Origin of the sequence: Microbispora sp. CA-135349, from assembly GCF_050947365.1 — a bacterium.
Classification (GTDB): domain Bacteria; phylum Actinomycetota; class Actinomycetes; order Streptosporangiales; family Streptosporangiaceae; genus Microbispora.
This window is the reverse complement of record NZ_CP192001.1, coordinates 2,358,303-2,380,121: the sequence shown is the minus strand read 5'-3', so window position 1 is coordinate 2,380,121 and position 21,819 is coordinate 2,358,303. Positions and strand designations below refer to the sequence as shown.

The window sequence follows — 21,819 nt, the reverse complement described above, 5'->3', positions numbered from 1 at the left end:
CGGCGGGCAGGAGGAATGAAATATTCACCGGTGTCCGCACGGCCGGGCTTTCACCCGCTTCCCGTCGCGCCTGTTCGACAGGGATTCGACAGGGATGCGGCGCCGCGTCGTGAGAACAGCGGAAACGCCGCTTCGTTGACTCGTCCCTCCGTGCCGGGATTGACTCCCGGCAGCGGCAGAGCGCCTTCACGGACAACGTCGGCGTCCTGGCGTTGTTAGCGCTCACACGCATGTCGCGCCGGCGCGGGGGCCGAAAGCCGTGTTTCCACCAGCGTGTATTCGTCGGCGCGAACGTCACACCTCGAAGAATGGAAAAAGCCTGTGCGACATGACAGCACTTTTCGCCGGCGGTTGAGACTGTCCGCCGCCGTCGCCGCGCTGCTGACGGCCGGTGCCGGGGTGGCCGGGGCTCACGTCGCGTCGGCGGCCACGGCCGGATGCCAGGTCGGCTACACGGTGACCAGCGAGTGGCCCGGCGGGTTCGGCGCGAGCGTCAGCGTCCGCAACCTCGGCGACCCGATCAACGGCTGGAAGCTGACCTGGTCGTTCCCGGCCGGGCAGACCATCACGCAACTGTGGAACGGCACCCACACCCAGTCCGGCTCCCAGGTCACGGTGACCAACGCCTCCTACAACGGCGACCTTCCCAGCGGCGGCAGCGCCGGCTTCGGGTTCAACGGCAGCTGGAACGGCTCCAACCCGGTGCCGTCCGGCTTCGCCCTGAACGGCGTGGCCTGCACCGGAGGCGTCACCTCCCCCAGTCCCAGTCCCACGCCCAGTCCCAGTCCCAGTCCCAGTTCCAGTCCCAGTTCCAGCCCCACGCCCAGTCCCACCCCCAGCCCCAGTGCCTCGCCGAGTGCCAGTCCCACACCGCCGACCAGGCCGGCCATCGAGAACAACTTCCCGGTCACCCGGGAGGGGGCGTACGGCACCAACCGCTACACCGTGTTCCGGCCGTCGAACCCCTCGTCCGTCGGGCGTCCCATGCCCGTGCTGGTCTTCGGCAACGGGGCCTGCGCGCACACCAACGGCAGCGAGGTGATCCAGGCGCTGACGTTCATCGCGGCCCGCGGGTTCGTCGTGGTGGACACCGCCTCGGTCGACGGCTCGTCGAACGGCGTGCAGAGCGGCTCCCCGATTCCGTCACTGCTGACCGACGGGATCAGCTGGGCCGAGCGGGAGAACAGCCGCGCCGGCTCACCGCTCTACCAGCGCCTCGACCTGTCCAAGGTCGCCACGGCCGGGCACTCCTGCGGCGGGCTGGAAGCGCTGATCGCCGGCCAGGACCGGCGGGTCAAGAGCGTCGTCTCGCTGGACAGCGGGCTGTTCGCCGACGGTTCGTTCGGATACTCGCGCGCGGAACTGTCCAAGCTGCACACCCCGGTGATGTTCCTGGACGGCGGGCCCTCCGACATCGCCTATGACAACACCCGGGCCAACTACGACCTCACGCAGGTGGCGGCGGTGCTGGCCGAGCATCCCCAGGCCGGTCACGTCGGGTTCATCACCGGCAGCCAGATGACCGACGGCATGACCACCGTGGTCCAGTTCCTGGACATGACGCTCAACGGCAACGCCACGGCTCGCGCGTACATCCTCGGCTCCTCGGGCCTGGCGGCCAAGGCTCCCTGGACGGTCCGCACCAAGAACTTCTGACCCGGTGGAGGCCCGCCCCGGACGTGTGACCGCGTCAGGGGCGGGCGTGCCGGCCGGCACCGGCCGGTTCGGGCTCCGTCTTCGCGGGCTCACCGTCCTCCTCGTGGCCCTCGATCGACAGGTTCGGCAGGATCCGGTCGAGCCAGCGGGGAATCCACCAGTTGAGCCGGTCGAGCAGCACCATCGTGGCGGGCACGAGGAAGCCCCGGATCAGGGTCGCGTCGACGGTGACGGCCACGGCCAGCCCGACCCCGAACACCTTCACCAGGGGGTCGGGATAGGCGATGAAGGCGGTGAACACCGCCACCATGATCAGAGCGGCGGAGGTGATGACACGGCCGGTCGACCCCAGCCCCTCGGCCACCGCGCTCCGGTTGTCCCGGCTGCGCGCGTAGGCCTGCCGTACGGAGGTCAGCAGGAAGACCTCGTAGTCCATCGACAGACCGAACAGGACGGCGAACAGCATGAGCGGCACGTACGTGTCGATCGGCACCGAGAAGAACAAGGAGGACCCCTCGGCCGAGGGCGGGGGTCCATGCCGACCAGGCGGCTGCCCAGGCCGTGAGAGAACACCACGGCCAGGGCGCCGAAGGCGGCGCCGAGCGAGACGAGGTTCATCAGCGCCGCCTTGATCGCGACCAGGGGCGCGCGGAAGGCCAGCAGCAGGAGCAGGGCGCTGAGCAGCACGACGACGCCGACGACCAGCGGGGTCCTGGCCATGATGCGGTCGCCCATGTCCGCCACTCCGGCCACCTCTCCGCCGACGTGGACGCGCGCCCCGGGCACTTCGATGGCGCGGATGCGCTTCACCACGTCGTAGGCCCGCGAGTCGCTCGGCGCGTAGTCGGGGACGGCCTGGATGAGCACGGAGCGCCCGTCCTCGTTGACCTTCGGCGGGGAGACGGCCGCGACGCCCTCGGTGCGCTCCACCCGCTGCGCCAGCGTCCGCACGACCGGGTCGGGCGGCGTCGAACCGGCGATCTTCCGGTCCAGTTCGGCCACGACGACCAGCCCGCCGTTGGCCCCCGGGCCGAAGCCCGTCTCGATCAGCTCGTACGCCCGGCGTGCGGGGGTGCCCTTGTCGCCGTACCCGTTGTCGAGGGGGCCGAGCTTGATCGTGACCGCGGGAGCGGCCAGCGCCGCCAGCACGACCGCGGTGACGGCGAGCACCCGCCAGGGGCGGCGCGCCACCCAGGCGCCCAGCCTGGCCCAGCCCGTGGCCGGGCCGTCGCGGCGGGCCGTGCGCCCGAAGAAGGGCAGCCGCAGCGCGTTCACCCGGTGACCGAGGATGCCGAGCAGAGCGGGAACCAGCGTGATCGAGGTGAGCACGGCGCACACGACCGAGACGCCGGTGATCCAGCCGAGCGTGCGCAGCAGCGGGACGCCGGCGAACATCAGCGCACTCAGCGCGATCACGACCGTGCCGCCGGCGAACAGCACGGCCCCACCCGAGGAGGCCGCCGTGCGCCGGACCGCCTCCCGCACCGGCACACCGCCGGCCAGCAGCGTCCGGTGCCGCGACAGCAGGAACAACGCGTAGTCGATGCCGACGCCGAGGCCGATCATCGTGGCCAGGATCGACGCGGTCGAGGGCACGTCCACGACGTGCCCGAGCAGCGCGATGAGGCCGAGCCCCACGCCGATGCTGATCAGCGCCGTGAAGATCGGCACGAGCGCGGCGACCAGCGTCCCGAAGGCGAACAGCAGCACCAGGAGCGCGACGACGACGCCGGCGATCTCGCTGGCCCCGGTCTCGATCTGCTTGTCCGCCGGCGTGGAGCCGTCGGACGGGACGACCTCGATGCCCGCCCGCACCGCCGGCGCGGCGGCGGCGACGAGCCGCTCGGAGGTCTGCACGATCTTGGTGGTGTCCTGCCCCTGCAGCCGTACGGTGATCATGCCGATGCGCCGGCTGGACGACATGCCGCCCGCCCGGTACGGCGTCTCCACCTCGACGACGTGGGGAACGCGCCGCAGGGCGTCCATCGACTGTTCGACGGCCTGTTCGCGGGACGTGTCGGTCAGCGTGCCGTTCGCGGTGTGCAGAACGAGCTGCACTGTCCCGCCCGGGTCGAATCCCGGGCCGAAGCCCTCGCTCATCAGCTCGTGCGCCCGCTGCGCGTCCGTGCCGGGGATCGACACGTCGTTGCTCACCGGCCGGCCCCACACCAGGGTGCCCGCGGTGAGCAGGCCCGCCGCCAGCACCCACAGCGTCAGCACGATCCAGCCGTGGCGTGCGCACCATCCGCCGAGCCGCCCCAGAATCCCGCTCATCGCCGTCCGTCCCGGGTATCATGTCCTGACGGCCGTCCTGTACGGCCATACAGAACGAGGGTAAACGGGACTTATCGGCGGGCGGACGGCGCGCCGGAAAATGAGACGATGACCACATCCGACCAGGGCAACGCGACCCGGTCCCGGATCCTGGCCGCGGCCCGCGACCTGTTCGCGGAGCGGGGGTACGCCGCCGTGTCGCTCGCCGACATCGCGGCGGCGGTCGGTCTGACCAAGACCGCGGTCGCCTATCACTTCCATCCCAAGGACCGGCTGGCGGCCGAGCTCGTCGCCCCGGCGGCCGACGACCTGCTCGCACTGCTCGGCGCCCGGTTCTCCGGCCATCGGGAGTTCCTGCGCGCGCTCACCGCGTTCGCCGTACGGCACCGCACGGTGATCCGGCTGCTCACCGAGGACGTCGGCGGCGCCGACAGCGTCCCTCCGGGATCTCCGGGCGAGGCGATCAGGGAGGTCGGCCGTGAGCTGTTCACCCGCCTGGCCGGGCCCGACCCCTCACCCGGCACGCGCGTACGCGCCTGGGCCGCCCTCGGCGCGGTGCGAACCGGTGTGGTGAAGACCATGGACATGCCCGCCGAGGTGATCGAGGAGACGCTGTGCGCTGCCGCCGTCGCCGTGTTCGAATCTCGATAGACGGACCCCCTTGCGATCACTGTGCGAGCGCGTCACATTTCGTGTGAACGTTCAACCTTTCCGCCGCGTCCTAGGAGACACCAGCGGGACGATGTGAAGGGAGTGACGGCGAGCCGTGGACGTACCGGCCGTCGGCGAGGGCCGCGCGGGCACCCTCGACCAGGTGGTGTCGGCCCTGTCGAAGACGCCGCGGACCGTCCTCATCCTCGGCGAGCCCGGCATCGGGAAGACCCACCTGCTCGGTGAGGCCGCCGCGCGGCTGAACGGCTTCCGGGTGCTGCGCGGCCAGGCCCGCGAACTGGACGGCGGGCGCGCCTACGCCCCACTCGTCGAGGCGCTCGGGGCCCTGCGCGGCGGGGCTGCCGACGCCCTGTCTGACCTGCTCGACGCGATAGACCAGGCCGCGCTCGGGCACCCGGCCGCGGCACCCGGCGCGATGGCCGCCCGGCTGCTGGAGTCGCTGCCCGGTCCCACCCTTCTCGCCATCGACGACCTGCACCTGGCCGACGCCGACACGCTGGGCGTGCTGCGGGCCCTCCCCCGCCGCCACGACGCCGTCGCGATCCTCGGCACCGCCCGCCACCCTCCCGCCATCGACGTCGACATGTCCGTACGGCTCCAGCCGCTGACCATGACCGAGGTCGCGGACCTGGTCACCGGGCTGCTCGGCCGTACGCCGAGCGACACCGTCCTGCGGCGGATCCACGTCGCGAGCCGGGGCAACCCGTGGTTCGTGCAGGAGGCCGTGCTGGCCCTGGTGCACGGCGGTGCCGTACGCGCGGCGGATCCGGGGGCACGGCGGGGGGCGATCCTGAGCCGCCTCTTCCAGCGCGACCGGGGCGGACGCGACCTCGCCCGCGTGCTGGCCGCGCTGTCGCGGACGAGGGAGACCGCCGACCTCCCCGCGCTCGCCGAACTTGCCGGACTCCACCCACCCCGGGCCGAACGCGCCATCGAGGCGCTGGTCAGGGATGGCGTGGTCACCAGAAACGGTGACGGCTACGCACTGGCGCACCCGCTCGTGGCCGAGGCGCTCTACGACGACCTCGGCGCCGCCGGCCGGCGCGGGGTGCATCGCCGCATCGCCGACATGCTCGAACGCGAGGGACTGACCGGGACCAGGCGCGTCCTGGAGTGGGCCACCCACATGGCCGAGGCGGGGCCGCCCGCCGAGGCCCTGCCCGCGGTGCTGCGCGCGGCCGAGCTCACCCGCTGGACCGCGCCGCTGTCGGCCGCGCACTGGTACGGCAAGGCCGCCGAACTGTCCACCGAGCCGGGCGAACTGCTGGCCAGGCAGGCTCTCGCGTACTGGAAGGGCTCGCGGCCCGCTCTTGCCCTGAATTCGGCCCAGCGCGCGCTCGCCGCGTTGCCCGCCGGCCGCCGCGGCACCCGCGCCGCGTACACCGCGGTCGGCGCGGCCCACGCGATGGGGTGGTACGAGGTGGCCCTCGACGTGGCCCGCCGCCAGATCCCGAAGGCCGACGACGCCTCGGCGCTGCTCGCCCAGCAGGCGCTGGTCAGCGCGGAGATGGGTCACCCCAGCAGGGAGGCGGCACGGCGGGCCTGGGAGGGCGTGGCCGACTGCCCGCCGCAGGACCGCGCGATCACGGTCGGCTATCTGGCCCTCCACGCGCTCGTGCAGGGCGACTGGGCCGAAACGCGGCGGGCGGTCGACGACCTGCTCGCCTTCGCCGCGGCGCTGCCGCCGGGCGCCCGGCTCGCGTCGCTGGAGTCGGCGGCGCACGTGCTGGCGACAGCCGGCCTGCGCTCCCGCGCCGTCGAAGTGCTCGACCAGGCCGAGCAGATCCACCGGGGCCTCGGCTGGCACGACATCGCCGGGCAGCACGTACGGACCATGGCCGTGATCCGGCGGATGAGCGGCGAATGGGCGCGGGCGCTGGAGGAGATCGCGGTCGCGGGCCGGGCGCTGGCCGAGGCGGGCCTGCTGGAGAACCTCGCCCTGCTGCGCAACATGGAACTGGACATATTGCTCGACCAGGGCAGGCTGGACGAGGCCGCGCGGGTCCTCGCCGAACCGCCGCCCGGCTGCGCGCTGCAGCAGGGCATGCGATGCGTGTTCCGCGCGCGCCTGGCGCTCGGCCGGGGCGGCCTCGCCGCCGCACGGCGCGAACTCGCCGACGCTCTCGCGTACGAGGTGCCCGAGGTGGTGCACCGGGCCCTGGCGGTCGAGGTGCTGGTGACGGGGGCGGCGGGCGACGACGCGGGCTGCCGCGCGGCGGCCTCCCGGCTGGACGAGCGGTCCACGAACGGGACCCCCCGGGCCCGGCTCGCCGCCGACCTGGCGGTGGGCTGGGCGTTCCGGGACCGGGCGCGAGCCGGCGCCGGCCTGGAGCGGGCCCGCGCGGACGGTCTGCCGTTCGAGGAGGCTCGGGCCCGGCTGGTCCTCGGCGCGCTCGGTGACACGACACAACTCCCCCGCGCGCACGCGATCTTCACGCGGCTCGGCGCCGCGCCCTGGGCGGCGCTGTCGGAACGCCGCCTGCGCGAGGCCGGGCTGGTTCCCGAGTCGGCGGGCCGCCTCACCCCCGGGGAGCGCCGCGTCATCGAACTGGTCGCCGACGGGCTGAGCAACCCGCAGATCGCCGAGGAGCTGCACTACAGCCGAAAGACCGTGGAGGTCTATCTCACTCGCGTCTACGCGAAGACCGGCCTGCGGTCGCGCGTGGAGCTGGCCCTGGCCGTCGAACGCGGCGAGCTGTGACGAGTCCACCTCCCGCCGCAGGTGCCGCGTACGCGTCCACGCGCATGCCCTGTAACCCGTCCCGGGGCCGGTGCCGCGTCCGTCTCGTGTGCATGTAGCGCTCTGTCTGTGAGCAGCTGTGCTGTATCCGTTCCCGCCGCGTGCGCACCCATGGCGCGGGGGTCCGCTGGAGCCCCGGCACCCTTGCCGGGCCGGGTGTGGCTAGCTGGCCGGCTGTCTGGGTCTGCCGCCTGGGCCTGGCGCCTGACGCTTGGTGCTTGGTGCTTGGCGCTTGGTGTTGTCGGGAGTGGTTGCCGGTCCGGGTTTTCGACGTCCTGGGGCTCGGTTGGGGGTGGCGTGGTGAGGCTGGGAGCGGGTTGTGGCTCCATGTTGTCGCTGGTCGGGGCTTGGTTCGATGGTGTGTTCGAGGTAGGGTTGGGGTAGCCGTTACAGGTGAGCCTTGCTGGCGGGCCGTCGAGGGCCATACGCCGTGTGTTGAGCCGAGTCTGCGTGAAGGACGTCCCGATCCGGGCGGTCGGGAACCCATCAGCCGCCTGTGTCTCCGCTCCCCGGAGGGCCACCCGCCGTGTCCGCACCCACCTCCACGTCCGCACCCACGTCCACGTCCACGTCGGCGTCCGCGCCTGTGCCTGTGCCGGTGTCGTCGCCGTGTGGACGGCAGCGGCCGGCGTCGTCGTGCCGGCCGCGGCAGGCGCCGGTGGCGATTCCCGAGGGGCTGGCGGCGATGGCGCCGGGGGCGGAGCTGGCCGGGTTGCTGGCCGGCATCGTGGTGGAGCGGGTGTCGGGGTTCGACACCGTCGAGGTGCTCAAGGCGGCCTACCGGCAGTCCTGTCATGACCGGGCGCGGTTTTTGCAGGCGCTGCTGGAGGTCGGGCTGCGTGAGCAGTTTTCCGGCGACGGCGTGGTCCGGTTGCACGTGCCGGAGGAGTTCGCTCCCGATGAGGCGCGGGCGGCGCTGGTGTGGTCCCGCCGCCGGGCGGATTCGGCGTTCGATCTGGCCTGGAACCTGCACCGGCGTCTTCCCGTCCTGGGGGAGGCCATGCTGGCGGGCACGCTGGACGAGCCGCGGGCGGTGGCCTTCATCCGGTGGACCGGCGGGTTGACCGACGCTCAGGCCGGCTGGGTCTGCGAGCACTTGATCGGCCAGGCCGCGACCTGGACGGTGGGGGAGCTGGTGGAGCAGATTCAGCGTCTGGTGCTGGCGATCGATCCGGGCTGGGCGGAAAGGCGTTATCGGGAGGCGGTGCGCAGGCGCCGGGTGGTCGGGATGCGCAACGACGACGGCACCGCGACGGTGTCGGGCCTGGATCTGCCGCTGGAGCGGGCGGTGGCCGGGTGTGAGCGCATCGATGAGCTGGCCCGGGCGTGCAAACGCGCCGGGGACCGCCGTCCCGTCGATCACATTCGTGCTGATCTGTTCCTGGGCAGTCTGGACGGCAGCTTCGAAGGCCTGTCCGATGCCGAGATCATCGCTCATGTCCGCGCTCACCCTTTCGTGGACGCCTGTGACACCTCCTCTTCCGACGCCCCGGCCGGCTCCCCTGACCTTTCGCCTGCACCCCCACCCCCGACTGCGGCGGGGAAGGAAACCAGCAGGGGAACCGCTGACGAGACCAGCAGCGAGCCCGGCGACCAGACCGGCGAGGAAACCGGTGCAGGCACCGGCGACCAGACCGGCGTCGCACCCGGCAGCGAGTCCGGTAAGGAAACCAGCAGGGGAACCGCTGACGAGACCAGCAGCGAGCCCAGCAGCGCGTCCGGTGACCAGACCGGCGAGGAAACCGGTGCAGGCACCAGCGACCAGACCGGCGTCGCACCCGGCAGCGAGTCCGGTAAGGAAACCAGTAGGGGAACCGCTGACGAGACCAGCAGCGAGCCCGGCGACCAGACCGGCGAGGAAACCGGTGAAGGCACCAGCGACCAGACCGGCAGCGGAACTGCGGTGGGGACCATTGGCGAGACCACCGAGAAGACCGCAACCGCGGTTCGCCCTGAGGTGCCCCGTGAGACGTCCGGCCAGGTGCGCCCTGAACCCCACGCGGGGACACGCCCTGAACCCCACGGTGGAACGCGCGCGGCAACCCATGGCGGAGCCGGCCACAAGGGCGGTAGTGCTGCGCGTCCTGGGCTACCCGGCGGGACCAGCGAACCGGCAACCACCCCCGGACACCAGCACGGGCACAGCCCCGCACACAGGCCCAGCGAAGAGGTCGCGCACAGGCACCGGCACAACCCCACACACGAGCACCGGCAGGACTTCGCCCACGAGCGCGGGCACAACTCCGCACACGAGCACCGGCAGGACTTCGCCCACGAGCGCGGGCACAGCCCTGAACACGAGCGTGGGCGCAGCCCCGGGCAACCGCGCGGGCACAGCCCCGGGAGTGAGGACCGCCACGATTTCGCCCACGAGGCGGGGAACGGACCCGGGCACAAGGGACTCCGGCGAGGGCTTGACCATGCCGGTGAGCGGCCGGTCGCGGGCTGGAGGTGGTCGATACCGGAAATACGGGTGGAACTGACTACCCTGCTCGGCCTCGACGAGCACCCCGCCCACCTGCCCGGCTGGGGCATGGTCCACGCCGCTCACGCCCGCCGCATCGTCGCCGGCATGCTCAGCGGGCAGTGGCGCTATGCCATCTGCGCCGACGACGGGCACCTACTGCTGACCGGTATCACCCGCCGGCGCCCCTGCCCCACCGCGCAACGGCCCCCACGCGACGCCCGCGGCGGCATCGTCGAACTCCAGATCACCCTCACCCGGCTACGCGAACTCGCCACCACCACCACCGCCGCCACCACGACCGCCGCCACCGCGACCGCTGCCAATACCGTCACCGCACCCGCCGCGACCGCTGCCAATACCGTCGCCGCTGCTGGTGCCGCGGATTGGGCGCCTTTGGTCGCCGACCTGGCCCGCCGCTGTGCCCAGCTCAGCGACACCGGGCACCCGGGCCCCCAGACCGGGCCCGCCGCTGGGCCACAGCCGGCCGGCTCACCCGAATCGGCCGATCGCCGGCACGCCGGAGCGGCCTTACGCCGCTACGTCCAAATCCGCGGCCGGGTCTGCTCCTGGCCGGGATGCCGCATGCCCGCCACACGCACCGACCAAGACCACATCCAGGCCTGGGCCGACAACGGCGTCACCACCGCCGCCAACCTCCACCTCGCCTGCCGCCACGACCACCGCGCCAGACACCTGGGCGGCTGGCGGGTCACCTCACGTGGACCCCAGCTGATCGTCTGGACCAGCCCGCTCGGGCATACCTACGCACGCCCGCTCCCGGCGATCATCCAGCCCGCCCCGCAGCCCCAGCCCCGCCACTGGCCCGACGCCCCGCCCGGACGCCTGCCCGCAGACCACGCCGGAGCACCCACCACGATCATGACTCCTCCACACCCGCCCACGGCCCCCACCACCACCGGAAGCCACAACACGACCAGCGGCGAGACAAGCAGCCGAACAACCCACCGGACGGATGAGCAGGCCGGCGGCAACACAACAATAACCACCTTCACAAACAACCTCGAAGTACCGCCGTTCTGAACCACCACCCGCCCCCGGCACCCCCATCCGCTCCAGCACCGCACCGCCGGGGACACCGACGTCGACGGCTCCGCCCGTGACCCACACGACGCCGACCCACACAACGCCGACCCACACGACGAGGGGGGCCTGGGCGGCGACGAGGGGCTAGCGGTCCTTGTGCGGGCTCAGCTCACCGATGCGGCATGCGGCAGCGCGGCTACGCCTCAGGGTTCGGCGTGTGGCCGCCGCATCGCGGGCGTACTACGGGGTGCGGGTGCGCGAGCCCTGGGCTGAGCACGGGTCCCCAGGCGTGCCGGGGTCGACGGAGCGTGCAGGCGGGAGCGCACAGGTGGGAGCTCACGCACCCCTGGGAACGGCGACGGTCCGGCCGTCGTGCCGGACCGCGCAGGCGTCACCGGCAGGCACGGACATTAGGGATCTCCCTACTGTGCACCGTCCACACGAAGGATCAGGCTTTTGACCATGGAATCACCGATCCTTTCGTACGCCGACGAGGTCTGGCGTGGTTCGGTGCGCCCGGAGGACGTGCCCTACACGGAGCTGCGCCGCGACGGGGTGCAGGAGATCACCTACGGCGTGGGGATGTGGCCGGCGTGCGGCAACGTGTACGTGATCCGCGGCGAGGACGGGCTGGGTCTCTTCGACACCGGCGACATGGGCGACGACGGGGACGTCCCACGGCCGTACCGCGTTATCAGGAAGTGGTCGGCCGAGCCGCTCAAGTATGCGATTTTCTCCCATAGCCGGGGCGACCGGCTCGCCGGAATGGAGGAGTTCGACGCCGAGCCCGGCCCGCGACCGCTGGTCGTGGCGCAGGAGGGGCTGGCCCGCAGGCTCGCGCAGCAGGGCAGGACGGCCGGCTACAACGCACTCGTCGACCTGCGCGAGCAGGGCTTCCCCAAGCTGGTCTGGCCGCCACCGCAACGGCTCCCCGATGTGACCTACCGCGACCGGCTGTCCCTGTCCCTGGGAGATGTGACCTTCCAGCTCACCCACGCCCGTGGCGACACCGACGACGCCACCTGGGCGTTCCTGCCCGAACGGGGTGTGCTGCTGACCGGCGACCTGTTCGCCTGGACGGTGCCGGGGGCGGGCGACCCACAGCGCACCCAGCGCTATCCGGACGATTGGGCGGTGGCGCTGCGGGCGATGGCCGCACTCGACGCCGGCCTGCTGCTCCCCGGGCGTGGACTGCCGATCTTCGGGTCCGCCCGGGTGCGCCGGGCGCTCACCGACACGGCCGACTATCTCGACAGCCTGGTGGAGCAGACGCTCGACCTGATGAACGCCGGGGCCCGCCTGGACGAGATCCTGCACTCGGTCAAACCGCCGCCCGCGCTCGCCGCGCGGCCCTACCTGCGCGAGCGCCACGACGAGCCCGAGTTCATCGTGCGCAACATCTGGCGGCTGCACGGCGGCTGGCATGACGGCAACCCCGCCAACCTCAAGCCCGCGCCGGACGCCGTGTTCGCCCGCGCGGTCGCCGAGCTGTCGGCGGGCGCGGCGTCGGTCGCGGGCCGGGCCGTCGCCGCGGCGGCCGACGGCGACCTGCGTCTGGCCTGCCAGCTCGCCGAGCTCGCCGCGCAGGCCGAGCCGGAGGACCGGCGGGTGCACGAGATCCGCGCCCTCGTCTACGCGATGCGGGTCCAGCAGGAGCGCGGCGCGATCGCCCGCGGCGTGTACGCGTGGGCCGCCGCGGAGTCACGCAGCAAGACCACCGGTATGGATCTGCTCGACGTCTATCACGACGTCGCCGAAGGCCGCATGTGGTGGCTGCCGAGCAAGGCCAACTGACGAGCTTGTCCGTCACGACGGCCGGCGGACGCGGGGAGGGGAGCGCCCGCCGGCCCTGACGGTAGCCTTCCTCTCGTGCTCGAACAGATCACGGCGACCAGGTACGTCACGCCCCTGCGGGAGGGCGGGTCGCTGCCCGGCGTCGTCGAAGCCGACGACCTCGGCACATACGTCGTGAAGTTCCGTGGAGCCGGGCAGGGCCGGCGGGTGCTCGTCGCCGAGATCGTCTGCGCCGAACTCGCCAGGCGGCTCGGTTTCGCCACCCCGGAGCTCAAGGTGATCGATCTCGACCCGCAGCTCGGCGCCCGCGAGCCCGACGAGGAGATTCAGGATCTGCTCACCGCGAGCGCCGGGCACAACCTCGCGATCGACTTCCTGCCCGGAGCGCTCGGCTTCGACCCGCTCGCCTGGGAGCCCGACGCCGAGTTCGCCTCCCGCGTGCTGTGGTTCGACGCGCTCGTCCACAACGTCGACCGGAGCTGGCGCAACCCGAACCTGCTCGTCTGGCACGGCGGGGTGTGGCTGATCGACCACGGTGCGGCCCTGTGGTTCCACCACAACTGGCCGAAGGCCGACCCGCGCCGCCGGTTCGACGGCCGCGACCACGTGCTCGCGCCGTACGCGACGAAGCTGGATCAGGCCGATGCGGACCTGGCCGGGCTCGTCACCCGCCCGCTGCTCGACGAGGTGACCGCGCTCGTGCCGGACGAGTGGCTGGAGGGCGAGCCGGGCTTCGCGGACGCGCAGGCCGTGCGGCGGGCCTACAGCGAGCACCTGCTCGCCCGGGTCGCCGGGCCGCGCGACTGGCTGCCGGACCCCGCCACCGACAACGCCACCGCCTCCGCTCCCGTACGGCGCGACGGGCGGGGCGGCGGGCGGGGCGCGACGATCGGCGGCTTCTGGCGCGCCACCCGGGAGGGGGGCCGATGAGCGACCTGGACGTCTACGAGTACGCGGTGATTCGCGTGGTGCCCAGCGTGGAGCGGGGCGAACTGGTCAACGCGGGGGTCATCCTCTACTGCCAGCCGCGCGGCTACCTGTGCGCACGGGTCGAGCTGGACGAGGCCCGGCTGCTGGCGCTGGGCGCGCCCGTGGATCTGCCCGGCGTACGGCTGGCCCTGACCGCCTACGAGCGGGCGTGCGGCGAGGAGGCGGGGCCCCTGTGCGGGGAGCCGCTGGGCGCGCGATTCCGCTGGCTCACCGCGCCACGCAGCACGGTCGTGCAGACCGGGCCGGTGCACGCCGGGCTGACCGGCGACCCGGCGGCCGAGCTGGACCACCTGCTGACCCGGCTGGTGCGGCCGGCGCAGGCCGACGCGGGGATCAGAACAACACAGACATGAACATGTCGACTTCCTCGAAGCCCACCTTGCGGTAGACGGCCCTGGCCGGGAGGTTGAAGTCGTTCACGTAGAGGGAGACGACCGGGGCGAAGTATTTCAGCGCCTGTTCGACCACGGCGGCCATGCCGGCCCCTGCGTGGCCGCGCCCACGCAGGTCGGGATGGACCCACACGCCCTGGATCTGGCACGCCTGCGGCGTCACGGCGCCGATCTCCGCCTTGAAGACCACCTGGCCGTCGTCGATACGGGCGTAGGACCGCCCGATACGGATGAGCTCGGCGACCCTGGACCGGTAGAGCGCTCCACCGTCGCCGTTGTCCGGCGAGACGCCCACCTCTTCGGTGAACATGGCGACACAGGCGGGCAGCAGGATGCCGAACTCCTCGGGACGGACCCTGCGTACAAGCGGATCCGGCTCGACGGAGGGCGCGGAGCTCGTGGCCATGACCGGCTGGGCCCACCGGACCGCCCGGGCGGCGCCCCAGTGCGGCTCCAGCCGTTCCCAGAGCTGTTCCACGGCGGCGGCGGGGCCGACGATGGACGAGCAGCGACGGCCCTGCTTGCGGGCCCGGTCGGCGAAGGCCTGGATCGCCTCGCGGGTGGCGTTCACGGGCACCAGGTTGGCGCCCGCGTAGCACAGGGACACCAGCCCGCCGCGCGGGCCGTAGCCCCACATCTGACCGCCGAGCCGTGAAGGGCTGAGGCCGACGGCCCTGACCCGGGCCGCTACGAACACATTGGCGACCGGATCGGTGTCGAGGAGCGCCAGCACCTCGTCACGATCGCTGTCGTCGAGCACGCGCGACGCCGATGTTCGCAGCATCACGGGCCCAGCCTACGCGAACGGTTCGCGTTTGGGATGTATCGGCCCGGGGGGCTCAGCGCCGTACGGCCGAGACGTGGGACGCGGACCCCCGCGCGCCCGCCGCGACCTTCATCAGCGTGGCCCGCGGCTCCGGTCCGCCCGGGCAGGTCGCGTCGGCGCCCCGCTTGCCCCTGCGTTGCGGCGACAGCGCCGCGTCCCGCAGGTAGGTCGCCAGTTGCCGGTCCACGCACGCGTTGCCGGCGAGCGACACGCCGTGGTTGCCGCCGCCCGCGGTGAGCAGGCGCGCGGTCGGGAACAGGCCGCGCATGCGCAGCGCCCCCTCGTACGGCGTGGCGGCGTCGCGCTCGGCCTGGATGAGCAGGACGGGCGGCAGGTGTGACGTGCCCACCTTGGGCGGCGTGCCGCCCTTCTCCGGCCAGAAGGCACACGGGGCGTTGTAGACGGCGTTGGGCCAGGCCATGAACGGCGCCTCGGCGTGCGCCCTGCGCGTGTCGGCCCGCCAGCGGTCCCACGACCGGGGCCAGGCCGCGTCCCGGCACTCCACCCCCAGGTAGACCGCATAGGAGTTCTCCTCCTCGGCGTCGATCTCGGCCTCCAGGTGGAACAGTTTCACCAGGACCGAGGGGTCTCCCTCGCGGACGTAGGCCGAGAAGGCGGCCCCCAGGTACGGCCAGAGCCGGTCGCTGTAGGCACCGTTGGAGAAGACGTCGTCCAGTTCGCTCGGGCCCACGATCCCGCCCGCGGGCCTGTCGCGCAGGCGGGAGCGCATGGAGTACCACGCGAAGGACACCGCCGACTGCGTCGCGCCCAGCTTGTAGACGTCGTCGTGTTCGGCCACCCAGCCGAGGAAGTCGCGGTGCCGCCGGTCGAAGCTGCGGTCCTGGGCGATGTTGGCCTCGTACCAGACCCCGTCGGGGTCCACCACGCTGTCGAGCACGAGCCGGCGCACCCGCTGCGGGAACAGGGTGGCGTAGACCGCCCCCAGATAGGTGCCGTACGAGTAGCCGAGGTAGCTGATCTTCTCCTCGCCGAGCGCCGCACGCACCGCGTCCATGTCCCGCGCGCTGTTCTCGGTCGTCAGGTACGGCAGGAACCAGGCCCAGCGGTTGCCACAGCCCTCGGCGTACTGCTTGGCCCGGCCGACCAGCACCTGCTCCTCGGCGTCGTTCCTCGGCACGTTGTCCGGCCGGGGCGGCGCGTAGAAGCGGGCCGGGTCCACGCACGACAGGGCGGGCTGGCTGGGGGCCACCCCGCGCGGCGCGAAACCGACCACGTCGAATCGCGCCGCGACGTCCTTGGGCAGCCGCGCCGCGACATACCTCGCCAGGCTGAGCCCCTCGCCGCCCGGGCCGCCGGGGTTCACCAGAAGCGCGCCGAGATGGTTCCCGTCACGCGAGGCGGTGCCTCTGACGCGGTTGAGCGCCAATGTGATCTGCTGGCCGTACGGCTCGCGGTAGTCGAGCGGGACACGCAGCTCCGCGCACTCCTGCACCGGCTCGCGCCGTTCGCCCCGGCGAGACGGCTGAAGGGACCGGGCCCGGGCGAGACCGAGCAGACCGCCGGAGGCCGACTTGGTCTCCGGCGGGCATTGCTTCCACTCGAGCGGACGCTGCGGCGGCCCCCAGTGCCCCCGCTGACCCGGTCCGGGTTCCCACGCCCAATCGTGCGGGGCCGATCCGCCGCTCCGCTCCGTGGCCTCAGTGGCCTCGGCGGCCGCTCCAGGTCCGACCAGCCCGGCGACCAGCGTCGCCATACTCGCGACCACACCAACGACCCGCTTCACCGGCATCGCTCCTCTGCTTCCGAACAGCAGAGGACAGCTTCGCGGTGTGACCGGTGAGGTACGTTCCGCACTACCCGATCATTGCCATTGTGTAGTCAGAGCATTGCGTTGTGTAACTCGGCGGTCAGCGGACGACGACCTCCGGGCCGGTGGTCTCGTCGTCGTCGAGGTCGACGTCGACGCCCATCTCCTCGGCGATGCGCAGGGCCTCCTCGATCAGGGTCTCGACGATCCGCGACTCGGGCACGGTCTTGACGACCTCGCCCTTGACGAAGATCTGGCCCTTGCCGTTGCCGGAGGCGACACCGAGGTCGGCCTCCCTGGCCTCGCCCGGGCCGTTGACCACACAGCCCATCACGGCCACCCGCAGCGGCACCTTCAGCCCCGCGAGGCCGGCCTGCACCTGCTCGGCCAGGGTGTACACATCCACCTGCGCCCGCCCGCAGGAAGGACACGAGACGATCTCCAGGCCCCGCTCACGCAACCCCAGCGACTCCAGGATCTGGGCGCCGACCTTGACCTCCTCCACCGGAGGCGCCGACAGCGACACCCGGATCGTGTCACCGATGCCCTCGGCCAGCAGCGCGCCGAACGCCACCGCCGACTTGATCGTGCCCTGGAACGCCGGCCCCGCCTCGGTCACCCCCAGATGCAGCGGATAGTCGCAGCGCCGGGCCAGCAGCCGGTAGGCCTGGATCATCACGACCGGGTCGTTGTGCTTGACCGAGATCTTGATGTCGCGGAAGCCGTGCTCCTCGAACAACGAGCACTCCCACAACGCCGACTCCACCAGCGCCTCGGGGGTGGCCTTGCCGTACTTCTGCAGCAGCCGCGGGTCGAGCGAGCCGGCGTTGACGCCGATCCTGATCGGCACCCCGGCGTCGGAGGCCGCGCGGGCGATCTCGCCGACCTTGTCGTCGAACTTCTTGATGTTTCCGGGGTTCACCCGCACGGCCGCGCATCCGGCGTCGATCGCCGCGAAGACGTATTTGGGCTGGAAATGGATGTCGGCGATCACGGGGATCTGCGACTTCCTCGCGATGGCCGGCAGCGCGTCGGCGTCGTCCTGGGACGGCACGGCGACACGCACGATCTGACAGCCCGCCGCGGTCAGCTCGGCGATCTGCTGCAGGGTGGCGTTCACGTCGGCGGTCAGCGTGGTCGTCATGGACTGCACCGAGACCGGCGCGTCCCCGCCGACGGGAACCGAGCCGACCATGATCTGACGTGACACCCGCCGCTTGGCGATCGGCTGGGTCCGTACGGCGGGAATCCCGAGATCAACAGACATTTCTGCACCTTGCGTAATAGGCGACGCCCGATGGAAGGGCCCTCCCAGTCTAAGGAGTGCCGCGACGCCGGACGGCCCGAAACCTTTTCACAACGAATGAAGGTTTCATGACCCGCCGCCGAAGAACCTGCGAGGACGGGTTCCGCGGCCGCGCCCGGGTGGGCAGCCGCGAGGAAGCCGACTTAGAGTCCGAATCGCGAGAGCGCTCTACGCACCACCTGGTCGGTAAGTCAAACGGCTGTCCCCCCGGGCCGACGTGCTCGCGCCGTCGGCGGTGCCGTGCTGCACCACGAGTGCGGCAGCCATGACCACGCGAAAGGGTAGCCCGTGGGTAGACCACGAAGAAAAGTAACGAAGACGACGATCGGGCTGATCGTCGCCGCACTGTCCGCCCTCGTCTCCGCCGTCGTACTCGCCTCCCCGGCGTCCGCGCACGGCGCCCCGATGGCGCCCGGCAGCCGCACCTACCTGTGCTGGAAGGACGGCACGACCTCGAGCGGGGCCATCCAGCCTAAGAACCCCGCCTGCGCGGCCGCGGTCGCCAAGGGCGGGACCAACGCGCTGTACAACTGGTTCGCCGTGCTCCGCTCAGACGGCGCGGGCCGGATGTCCGGCTTCATCCCGGACGGGCAGCTGTGCAGCGGCGGCGCGGTCGTCTACGACTTCAGCGGCTTCGACCTCGCCCGCGACGACTGGCCGGTCACCCACCTGACGGCCGGGGCGACCATGGAGTTCAAGTACAACAAGTGGGCCGCGCACCCCGGCACGTTCCGGTCGTACATCACCAAGGACTCCTGGAGCCCGACCCGCCCGCTGGCCTGGAGCGACCTGGAGTCGACGCCGTTCGACAGCGTCACCAACCCGCCGAGCGTCGGCTCGGTGGGCACCGAGGACGGCCACTACTACTGGAACGCCCGCCTGCCGTCGGGTAAGAGCGGCCGCCACATCATCTACACCGTGTGGCAGCGCTCGGACAGCAACGAGACGTTCTACAGCTGCTCCGACGTCGTTTTCGACGGCGGCCACGGCGAGGTGACCGGCGTCGGCGGCTCGGGCAACCCGCCCGTCAGCCCGTCCCCCAACCCGCCCGTCTCCCCGTCCCCCGACACCTCCCCCAACACCTCGCCGAGCCCGCGGGTCAGCCCCTCGACGAGCCCGGACCCCGGCAACGGCGCCTGCTCGGCCACCTACAAGGTGACCAACTCGTGGGGCGGCGGCTTCCAGGGTGAGGTGACGGTGAAGGCCGGCTCCTCGTCCATCAGCGGCTGGACCGTCAAGTGGACCCAGCCGAGCGGCGGCACGATCACGCAGGTCTGGAACGGCACGCTCAGCCAGTCCGGCAGCGACGTCAGCGTGCGGAACGTGAACTACAACGGCAGCCTGGGCGCCGGCGCCTCGACCACGTTCGGCTTCCTGGCCAACGGATCGAGCAGCGGCACCCCGACGCCGACCTGTTCGGCGGCCTGACCCGCCCGCCCTCGGCGCGGCCCGCCTGACCCGGGTCGCGCCGAGGACCGGCTCAGGCCGTGAGCTCGGCCGCCCGCGCCCTCGCCCAGGCGTCCGCCGTGAGGACCTCCTCCACGGACGCCGCGGGACCGGGGGTGTGGGCGGCCACCACGCGTTCCACCGTGTCCACGATGCCGAGGAACGGCAGGGCGCCCTTCAGGAACGCCTCCACGCACACCTCGTTCGCCGCGTTGTAGACGGCCGGCGCCGTGCCGCCCAGGGCGCCCACGTGACGGGCCAGCGCGACCGAGGGGAACGCCTCGTCGTCGAGCGGTTCGAAGGTCCACGTGTGGGCGGCGGTCCAGTCGACCGGCCGGGCCGCGCCGGGCACCCGCTCGGGATAGGCCAGCGCGAGCGAGATCGGCAGCCGCATGTCGGGCGGGCTCGCCTGCGCGACCGTCGAACCGTCGGTGAACTCCACCATCGAGTGGATGATCGACTGCGGGTGGACCACCACCTCGATCCGGTCGAACCCGATGTCGAACAGCAGGTGGGCCTCGATCACCTCCAGGCCCTTGTTGACGAGCGTCGCCGAGTTCACCGTGATGACCGGGCCCATGCTCCAGGTCGGATGGTTCAGCGCCATCTCCGGCGTCACGCCCGTCAGCTCGGCCCGTTTCCTGCCCCGGAACGGGCCGCCGCTCGCCGTCACCACCAGCCGCCGTACGGCCGCGGGGTCGGCCCCGCCGGGCCCGGCCGCCCACAGGCACTGGGCGAGCGCGGAGTGCTCGGAGTCCACCGGGATCATCTGCCCCGGCCCGGCCAGGCGCTTGACGAGCGGGCCGCCCACGATCAGCGACTCCTTGTTGGCCAGCGCGAGCACCCGGCCCGCCTCGAGCGCCGCCAGCGTGGAGGTCAGGCCCAGGGCCCCGGTGATGCCGTTGAGCACGACGTCGCAGGGCGACGCCGCGACCTCCGCCACCCCCTCGGGGCCCGCCAGCACCCGCGGCCGTGCGCCGGCCGCCGCCAGCGCCTCACGCAGTGCCGGTACGGCCGCCGGGTCGGCGACCGCCACCGTCTCGGCCCCGAACTCGGCCGCCTGCCTCGCCAGCAGGTCGGCCCGGCCGCCGCCGGCGGCGAGCGCGGTGACGCGAAACCGTCCGGGCGCGTTGGCGACGACGTCGAGAGCCTGGGTGCCGATGGAGCCGGTGGAACCCAGCACGACGACAGACCGGGGCTGCGGCAGTGATTGGGAGCTCATCCCCCCATTGTCCCCAAGCCGCGGTCCCGAGCCGCATCGGCACTGCCGTACGCGGAACGGCCGGGACGTAGGAGAAAACAGCACATATATGCCCGAATACCGCCATAACCGTATAGGCGGATCGCGAGAAATCCGGTGGAAAGCGTCGCTACTTTCCCGCGTCAGGACATCCCCCCGACCCGGAGGTAGGCATGCACCCCACCGCACGACGTCTCGCGCTGCTCTCGGTCCCGGTCCTCACGGTCGCGGGGGCCGTGCTTCCCGCCGCCCGCGGCGCCGCGGCTCCCGTGCCGGGAACCATCACGCGGTCGGCCGCCGCCGGTCCCCGGCCCGCCGTACACGAAGCGGCCGACACGACGACGGAGCAGCGCACGGTCAGGAAGTTCTGGACCGTCGCGAGGATGGAGGCGGCCGAGCCGCTGGACGTGCCCGGCACCGGCGACAGGCACTTCGCCGCGGCCATCACCGGCGCCCGTGTCTCGTCGCGGACCTCCGGCTCGTCCTGGACGGCGGGCGGGACCGTCGCGAAGACGACGGGGAGGGTGTTCTTCACGGTCACGGCCGGGCCGGACGCCGGGCGGAACGCCTCCTGCTCGGGCACCGCGGTCACCAGCGCCAACAAGAGCGTGGTGATCACCGCGGGTCACTGTGTGAAGCTGAACGGGGCCTTCCACGCCAACTGGGTATTCGTGCCGGGCTACGACCGTGGCGACCGGCCCGACGGCACCTGGCCGGCGGCCACCCTGCTCACCACCTCGCAGTGGAACTCCGGCGAGAACATGGACTACGACGTCGCCGCCGCCGTCGTCGCGCCGCAGGGCGGCAGGAGCCTCACCGACGCCGTCGGCGGCCAGGGCGTCGCGTTCAACCGGCCGCGCGGACGCCAGACGTACGCCTTCGGCTACCCGGCGGGCGGGCAGTACGACGGGTCGAGGCTGGTCTACTGCGGCGGGCGGACGTTCGACGACTTCCTCGGCTCGCAGGACCAGGGGCTGAGCTGCGGCATGACCGGCGGCGCCAGCGGCGGGCCGTGGTTCGCCGACTTCGACCCGAGCACCGGCACCGGCGTGCTCACCTCGGTGAACAGCTTCAAGTACGGCTTCGCGCCCTCCTGGATGTTCGGGCCCTACTTCGGTGCGGAGGCCGAGGCGGTCTACAACGCGGCGCAGAAGACGTCCCTCACGTGATTCACCGAAAGTGACCACGAAAGCACTGTCCGTGG

Annotated in this window: 15 protein-coding genes; 9 read left to right on the top strand and 6 right to left on the bottom strand. The window is 72.2% G+C overall.

Translation table 11 applies throughout. From position 1 onward, the window contains the following. Positions 1-351 precede the first annotated feature (351 nt). On the top strand, positions 352-1,656 hold the full coding sequence (locus ACQPZZ_RS11320; RefSeq protein WP_432931391.1) for a cellulose binding domain-containing protein: 1,305 nt from the start codon (positions 352-354) through the stop codon (positions 1,654-1,656). A 34-nt stretch (positions 1,657-1,690) separates the two neighbouring features. On the opposite strand, the gene ACQPZZ_RS11315 is transcribed toward ACQPZZ_RS11320, so the two are convergent. Beyond that, a complete protein-coding gene (locus ACQPZZ_RS11315) occupies positions 1,691-2,122 on the bottom strand; it encodes an MMPL family transporter (protein WP_432931389.1) in 432 nt (143 codons plus the stop codon). Continuing rightward, positions 2,068-3,930: an MMPL family transporter gene (locus ACQPZZ_RS11310; RefSeq protein WP_432931387.1), complete on the bottom strand. Its 1,863-nt coding sequence runs from the start codon at positions 3,928-3,930 to the stop codon at positions 2,068-2,070. The genes ACQPZZ_RS11315 and ACQPZZ_RS11310 overlap by 55 nt, the downstream gene beginning before the upstream one ends. A gap of 108 nt (positions 3,931-4,038) precedes the next feature. Between ACQPZZ_RS11310 and ACQPZZ_RS11305 the strand changes: the two genes are divergently transcribed. The 6 genes from ACQPZZ_RS11305 (at position 4,039) to ACQPZZ_RS11280 (ending at position 13,990) form a co-directional block, all read left to right on the top strand. After that, entirely contained in the window at positions 4,039-4,581 is a 543-nt protein-coding gene (locus ACQPZZ_RS11305) for a TetR/AcrR family transcriptional regulator (RefSeq protein ID WP_432931385.1), read from the top strand. 115 nt (positions 4,582-4,696) lie between these two features. Next, positions 4,697-7,303, top strand: a complete 2,607-nt coding sequence (locus tag ACQPZZ_RS11300) for an AAA family ATPase (RefSeq protein ID WP_432931383.1) — start codon at positions 4,697-4,699, stop codon at positions 7,301-7,303. Positions 7,304-8,000: 697 nt separating this feature from the next. Next, positions 8,001-10,850 carry a DUF222 domain-containing protein gene (locus tag ACQPZZ_RS11295; RefSeq protein ID WP_432931381.1) on the top strand — a complete coding sequence of 950 codons (2,850 nt, stop codon included), beginning with the start codon at positions 8,001-8,003 and terminating at the stop codon, positions 10,848-10,850. Between the two features lie 465 nt (positions 10,851-11,315). Further along, complete coding sequence (locus tag ACQPZZ_RS11290) at positions 11,316-12,647, top strand: alkyl sulfatase dimerization domain-containing protein (protein WP_432931379.1); 1,332 nt, start codon at positions 11,316-11,318, stop codon at positions 12,645-12,647. Between the two features lie 75 nt (positions 12,648-12,722). Then, on the top strand, positions 12,723-13,577 hold the full coding sequence (locus ACQPZZ_RS11285; protein WP_432931377.1) for a HipA family kinase: 855 nt from the start codon (positions 12,723-12,725) through the stop codon (positions 13,575-13,577). After that, positions 13,574-13,990, top strand: a complete 417-nt coding sequence (locus ACQPZZ_RS11280; RefSeq protein WP_432931375.1) for a DUF3037 domain-containing protein — start codon at positions 13,574-13,576, stop codon at positions 13,988-13,990. Before ACQPZZ_RS11285 ends, ACQPZZ_RS11280 begins: the two co-directional genes overlap by 4 nt. Here the strand turns inward: ACQPZZ_RS11280 and ACQPZZ_RS11275 are convergent. The 3 genes from ACQPZZ_RS11275 to ispG form a co-directional block, all read right to left on the bottom strand. Then, a complete protein-coding gene (locus ACQPZZ_RS11275) occupies positions 13,971-14,813 on the bottom strand; it encodes a GNAT family N-acetyltransferase (RefSeq protein ID WP_363648204.1) in 843 nt (280 codons plus the stop codon). The two genes, ACQPZZ_RS11280 and ACQPZZ_RS11275, sit on opposite strands and share 20 nt — an antisense overlap. A 55-nt stretch (positions 14,814-14,868) precedes the next feature. Then, positions 14,869-16,599 carry an alpha/beta hydrolase gene (locus ACQPZZ_RS11270; RefSeq protein WP_432931373.1) on the bottom strand — a complete coding sequence of 577 codons (1,731 nt, stop codon included), beginning with the start codon at positions 16,597-16,599 and terminating at the stop codon, positions 14,869-14,871. A 124-nt stretch (positions 16,600-16,723) separates the two neighbouring features. Next, on the bottom strand, positions 16,724-17,890 hold the full coding sequence (ispG, locus tag ACQPZZ_RS11265; protein WP_432931371.1) for a flavodoxin-dependent (E)-4-hydroxy-3-methylbut-2-enyl-diphosphate synthase: 1,167 nt from the start codon (positions 17,888-17,890) through the stop codon (positions 16,724-16,726). 327 nt (positions 17,891-18,217) lie between these two features. Between ispG and ACQPZZ_RS11260 the strand changes: the two genes are divergently transcribed. After that, complete coding sequence (locus ACQPZZ_RS11260) at positions 18,218-19,357, top strand: lytic polysaccharide monooxygenase auxiliary activity family 9 protein (protein ID WP_432931369.1); 1,140 nt, start codon at positions 18,218-18,220, stop codon at positions 19,355-19,357. Positions 19,358-19,409: 52 nt separating this feature from the next. Here ACQPZZ_RS11260 and dxr read toward each other — a convergent pair whose 3' ends face one another. Next, the gene (gene dxr, locus ACQPZZ_RS11255) at positions 19,410-20,597 is read right to left on the bottom strand and encodes a 1-deoxy-D-xylulose-5-phosphate reductoisomerase (RefSeq protein ID WP_432931367.1); all 1,188 of its coding nucleotides are present in this window, start codon (positions 20,595-20,597) and stop codon (positions 19,410-19,412) included. 191 nt (positions 20,598-20,788) lie between these two features. Here dxr and ACQPZZ_RS11250 point away from each other — a divergent pair, with 191 nt between their 5' ends. After that, complete coding sequence (locus ACQPZZ_RS11250; protein WP_432931365.1) at positions 20,789-21,784, top strand: trypsin-like serine peptidase; 996 nt, start codon at positions 20,789-20,791, stop codon at positions 21,782-21,784. The last annotated feature ends 35 nt before the right edge of the window (positions 21,785-21,819 follow it).

Excerpts from the sequence above, each read along its gene's own strand:
- ACQPZZ_RS11315 (WP_432931389.1), bottom strand. The coding sequence starts at position 2,122 with ATGCTGTTCGCCGTCCTGTTCGGTCTGTCGATGGACTACGAGGTCTTC.
- ACQPZZ_RS11310 (WP_432931387.1), bottom strand. The coding sequence starts at position 3,930 with ATGAGCGGGATTCTGGGGCGGCTCGGCGGATGGTGCGCACGCCACGGC.
- ACQPZZ_RS11305 (WP_432931385.1), top strand. The coding sequence starts at position 4,039 with ATGACCACATCCGACCAGGGCAACGCGACCCGGTCCCGGATCCTGGCC.
- ACQPZZ_RS11290 (WP_432931379.1), top strand. The coding sequence starts at position 11,316 with ATGGAATCACCGATCCTTTCGTACGCCGACGAGGTCTGGCGTGGTTCG.
- ACQPZZ_RS11280 (WP_432931375.1), top strand. The coding sequence starts at position 13,574 with ATGAGCGACCTGGACGTCTACGAGTACGCGGTGATTCGCGTGGTGCCC.
- ACQPZZ_RS11275 (WP_363648204.1), bottom strand. The coding sequence starts at position 14,813 with ATGCTGCGAACATCGGCGTCGCGCGTGCTCGACGACAGCGATCGTGAC.
- ispG (WP_432931371.1), bottom strand. The coding sequence starts at position 17,890 with ATGTCTGTTGATCTCGGGATTCCCGCCGTACGGACCCAGCCGATCGCC.
- dxr (WP_432931367.1), bottom strand. The coding sequence starts at position 20,597 with ATGAGCTCCCAATCACTGCCGCAGCCCCGGTCTGTCGTCGTGCTGGGT.
- ACQPZZ_RS11250 (WP_432931365.1), top strand. The coding sequence starts at position 20,789 with ATGCACCCCACCGCACGACGTCTCGCGCTGCTCTCGGTCCCGGTCCTC.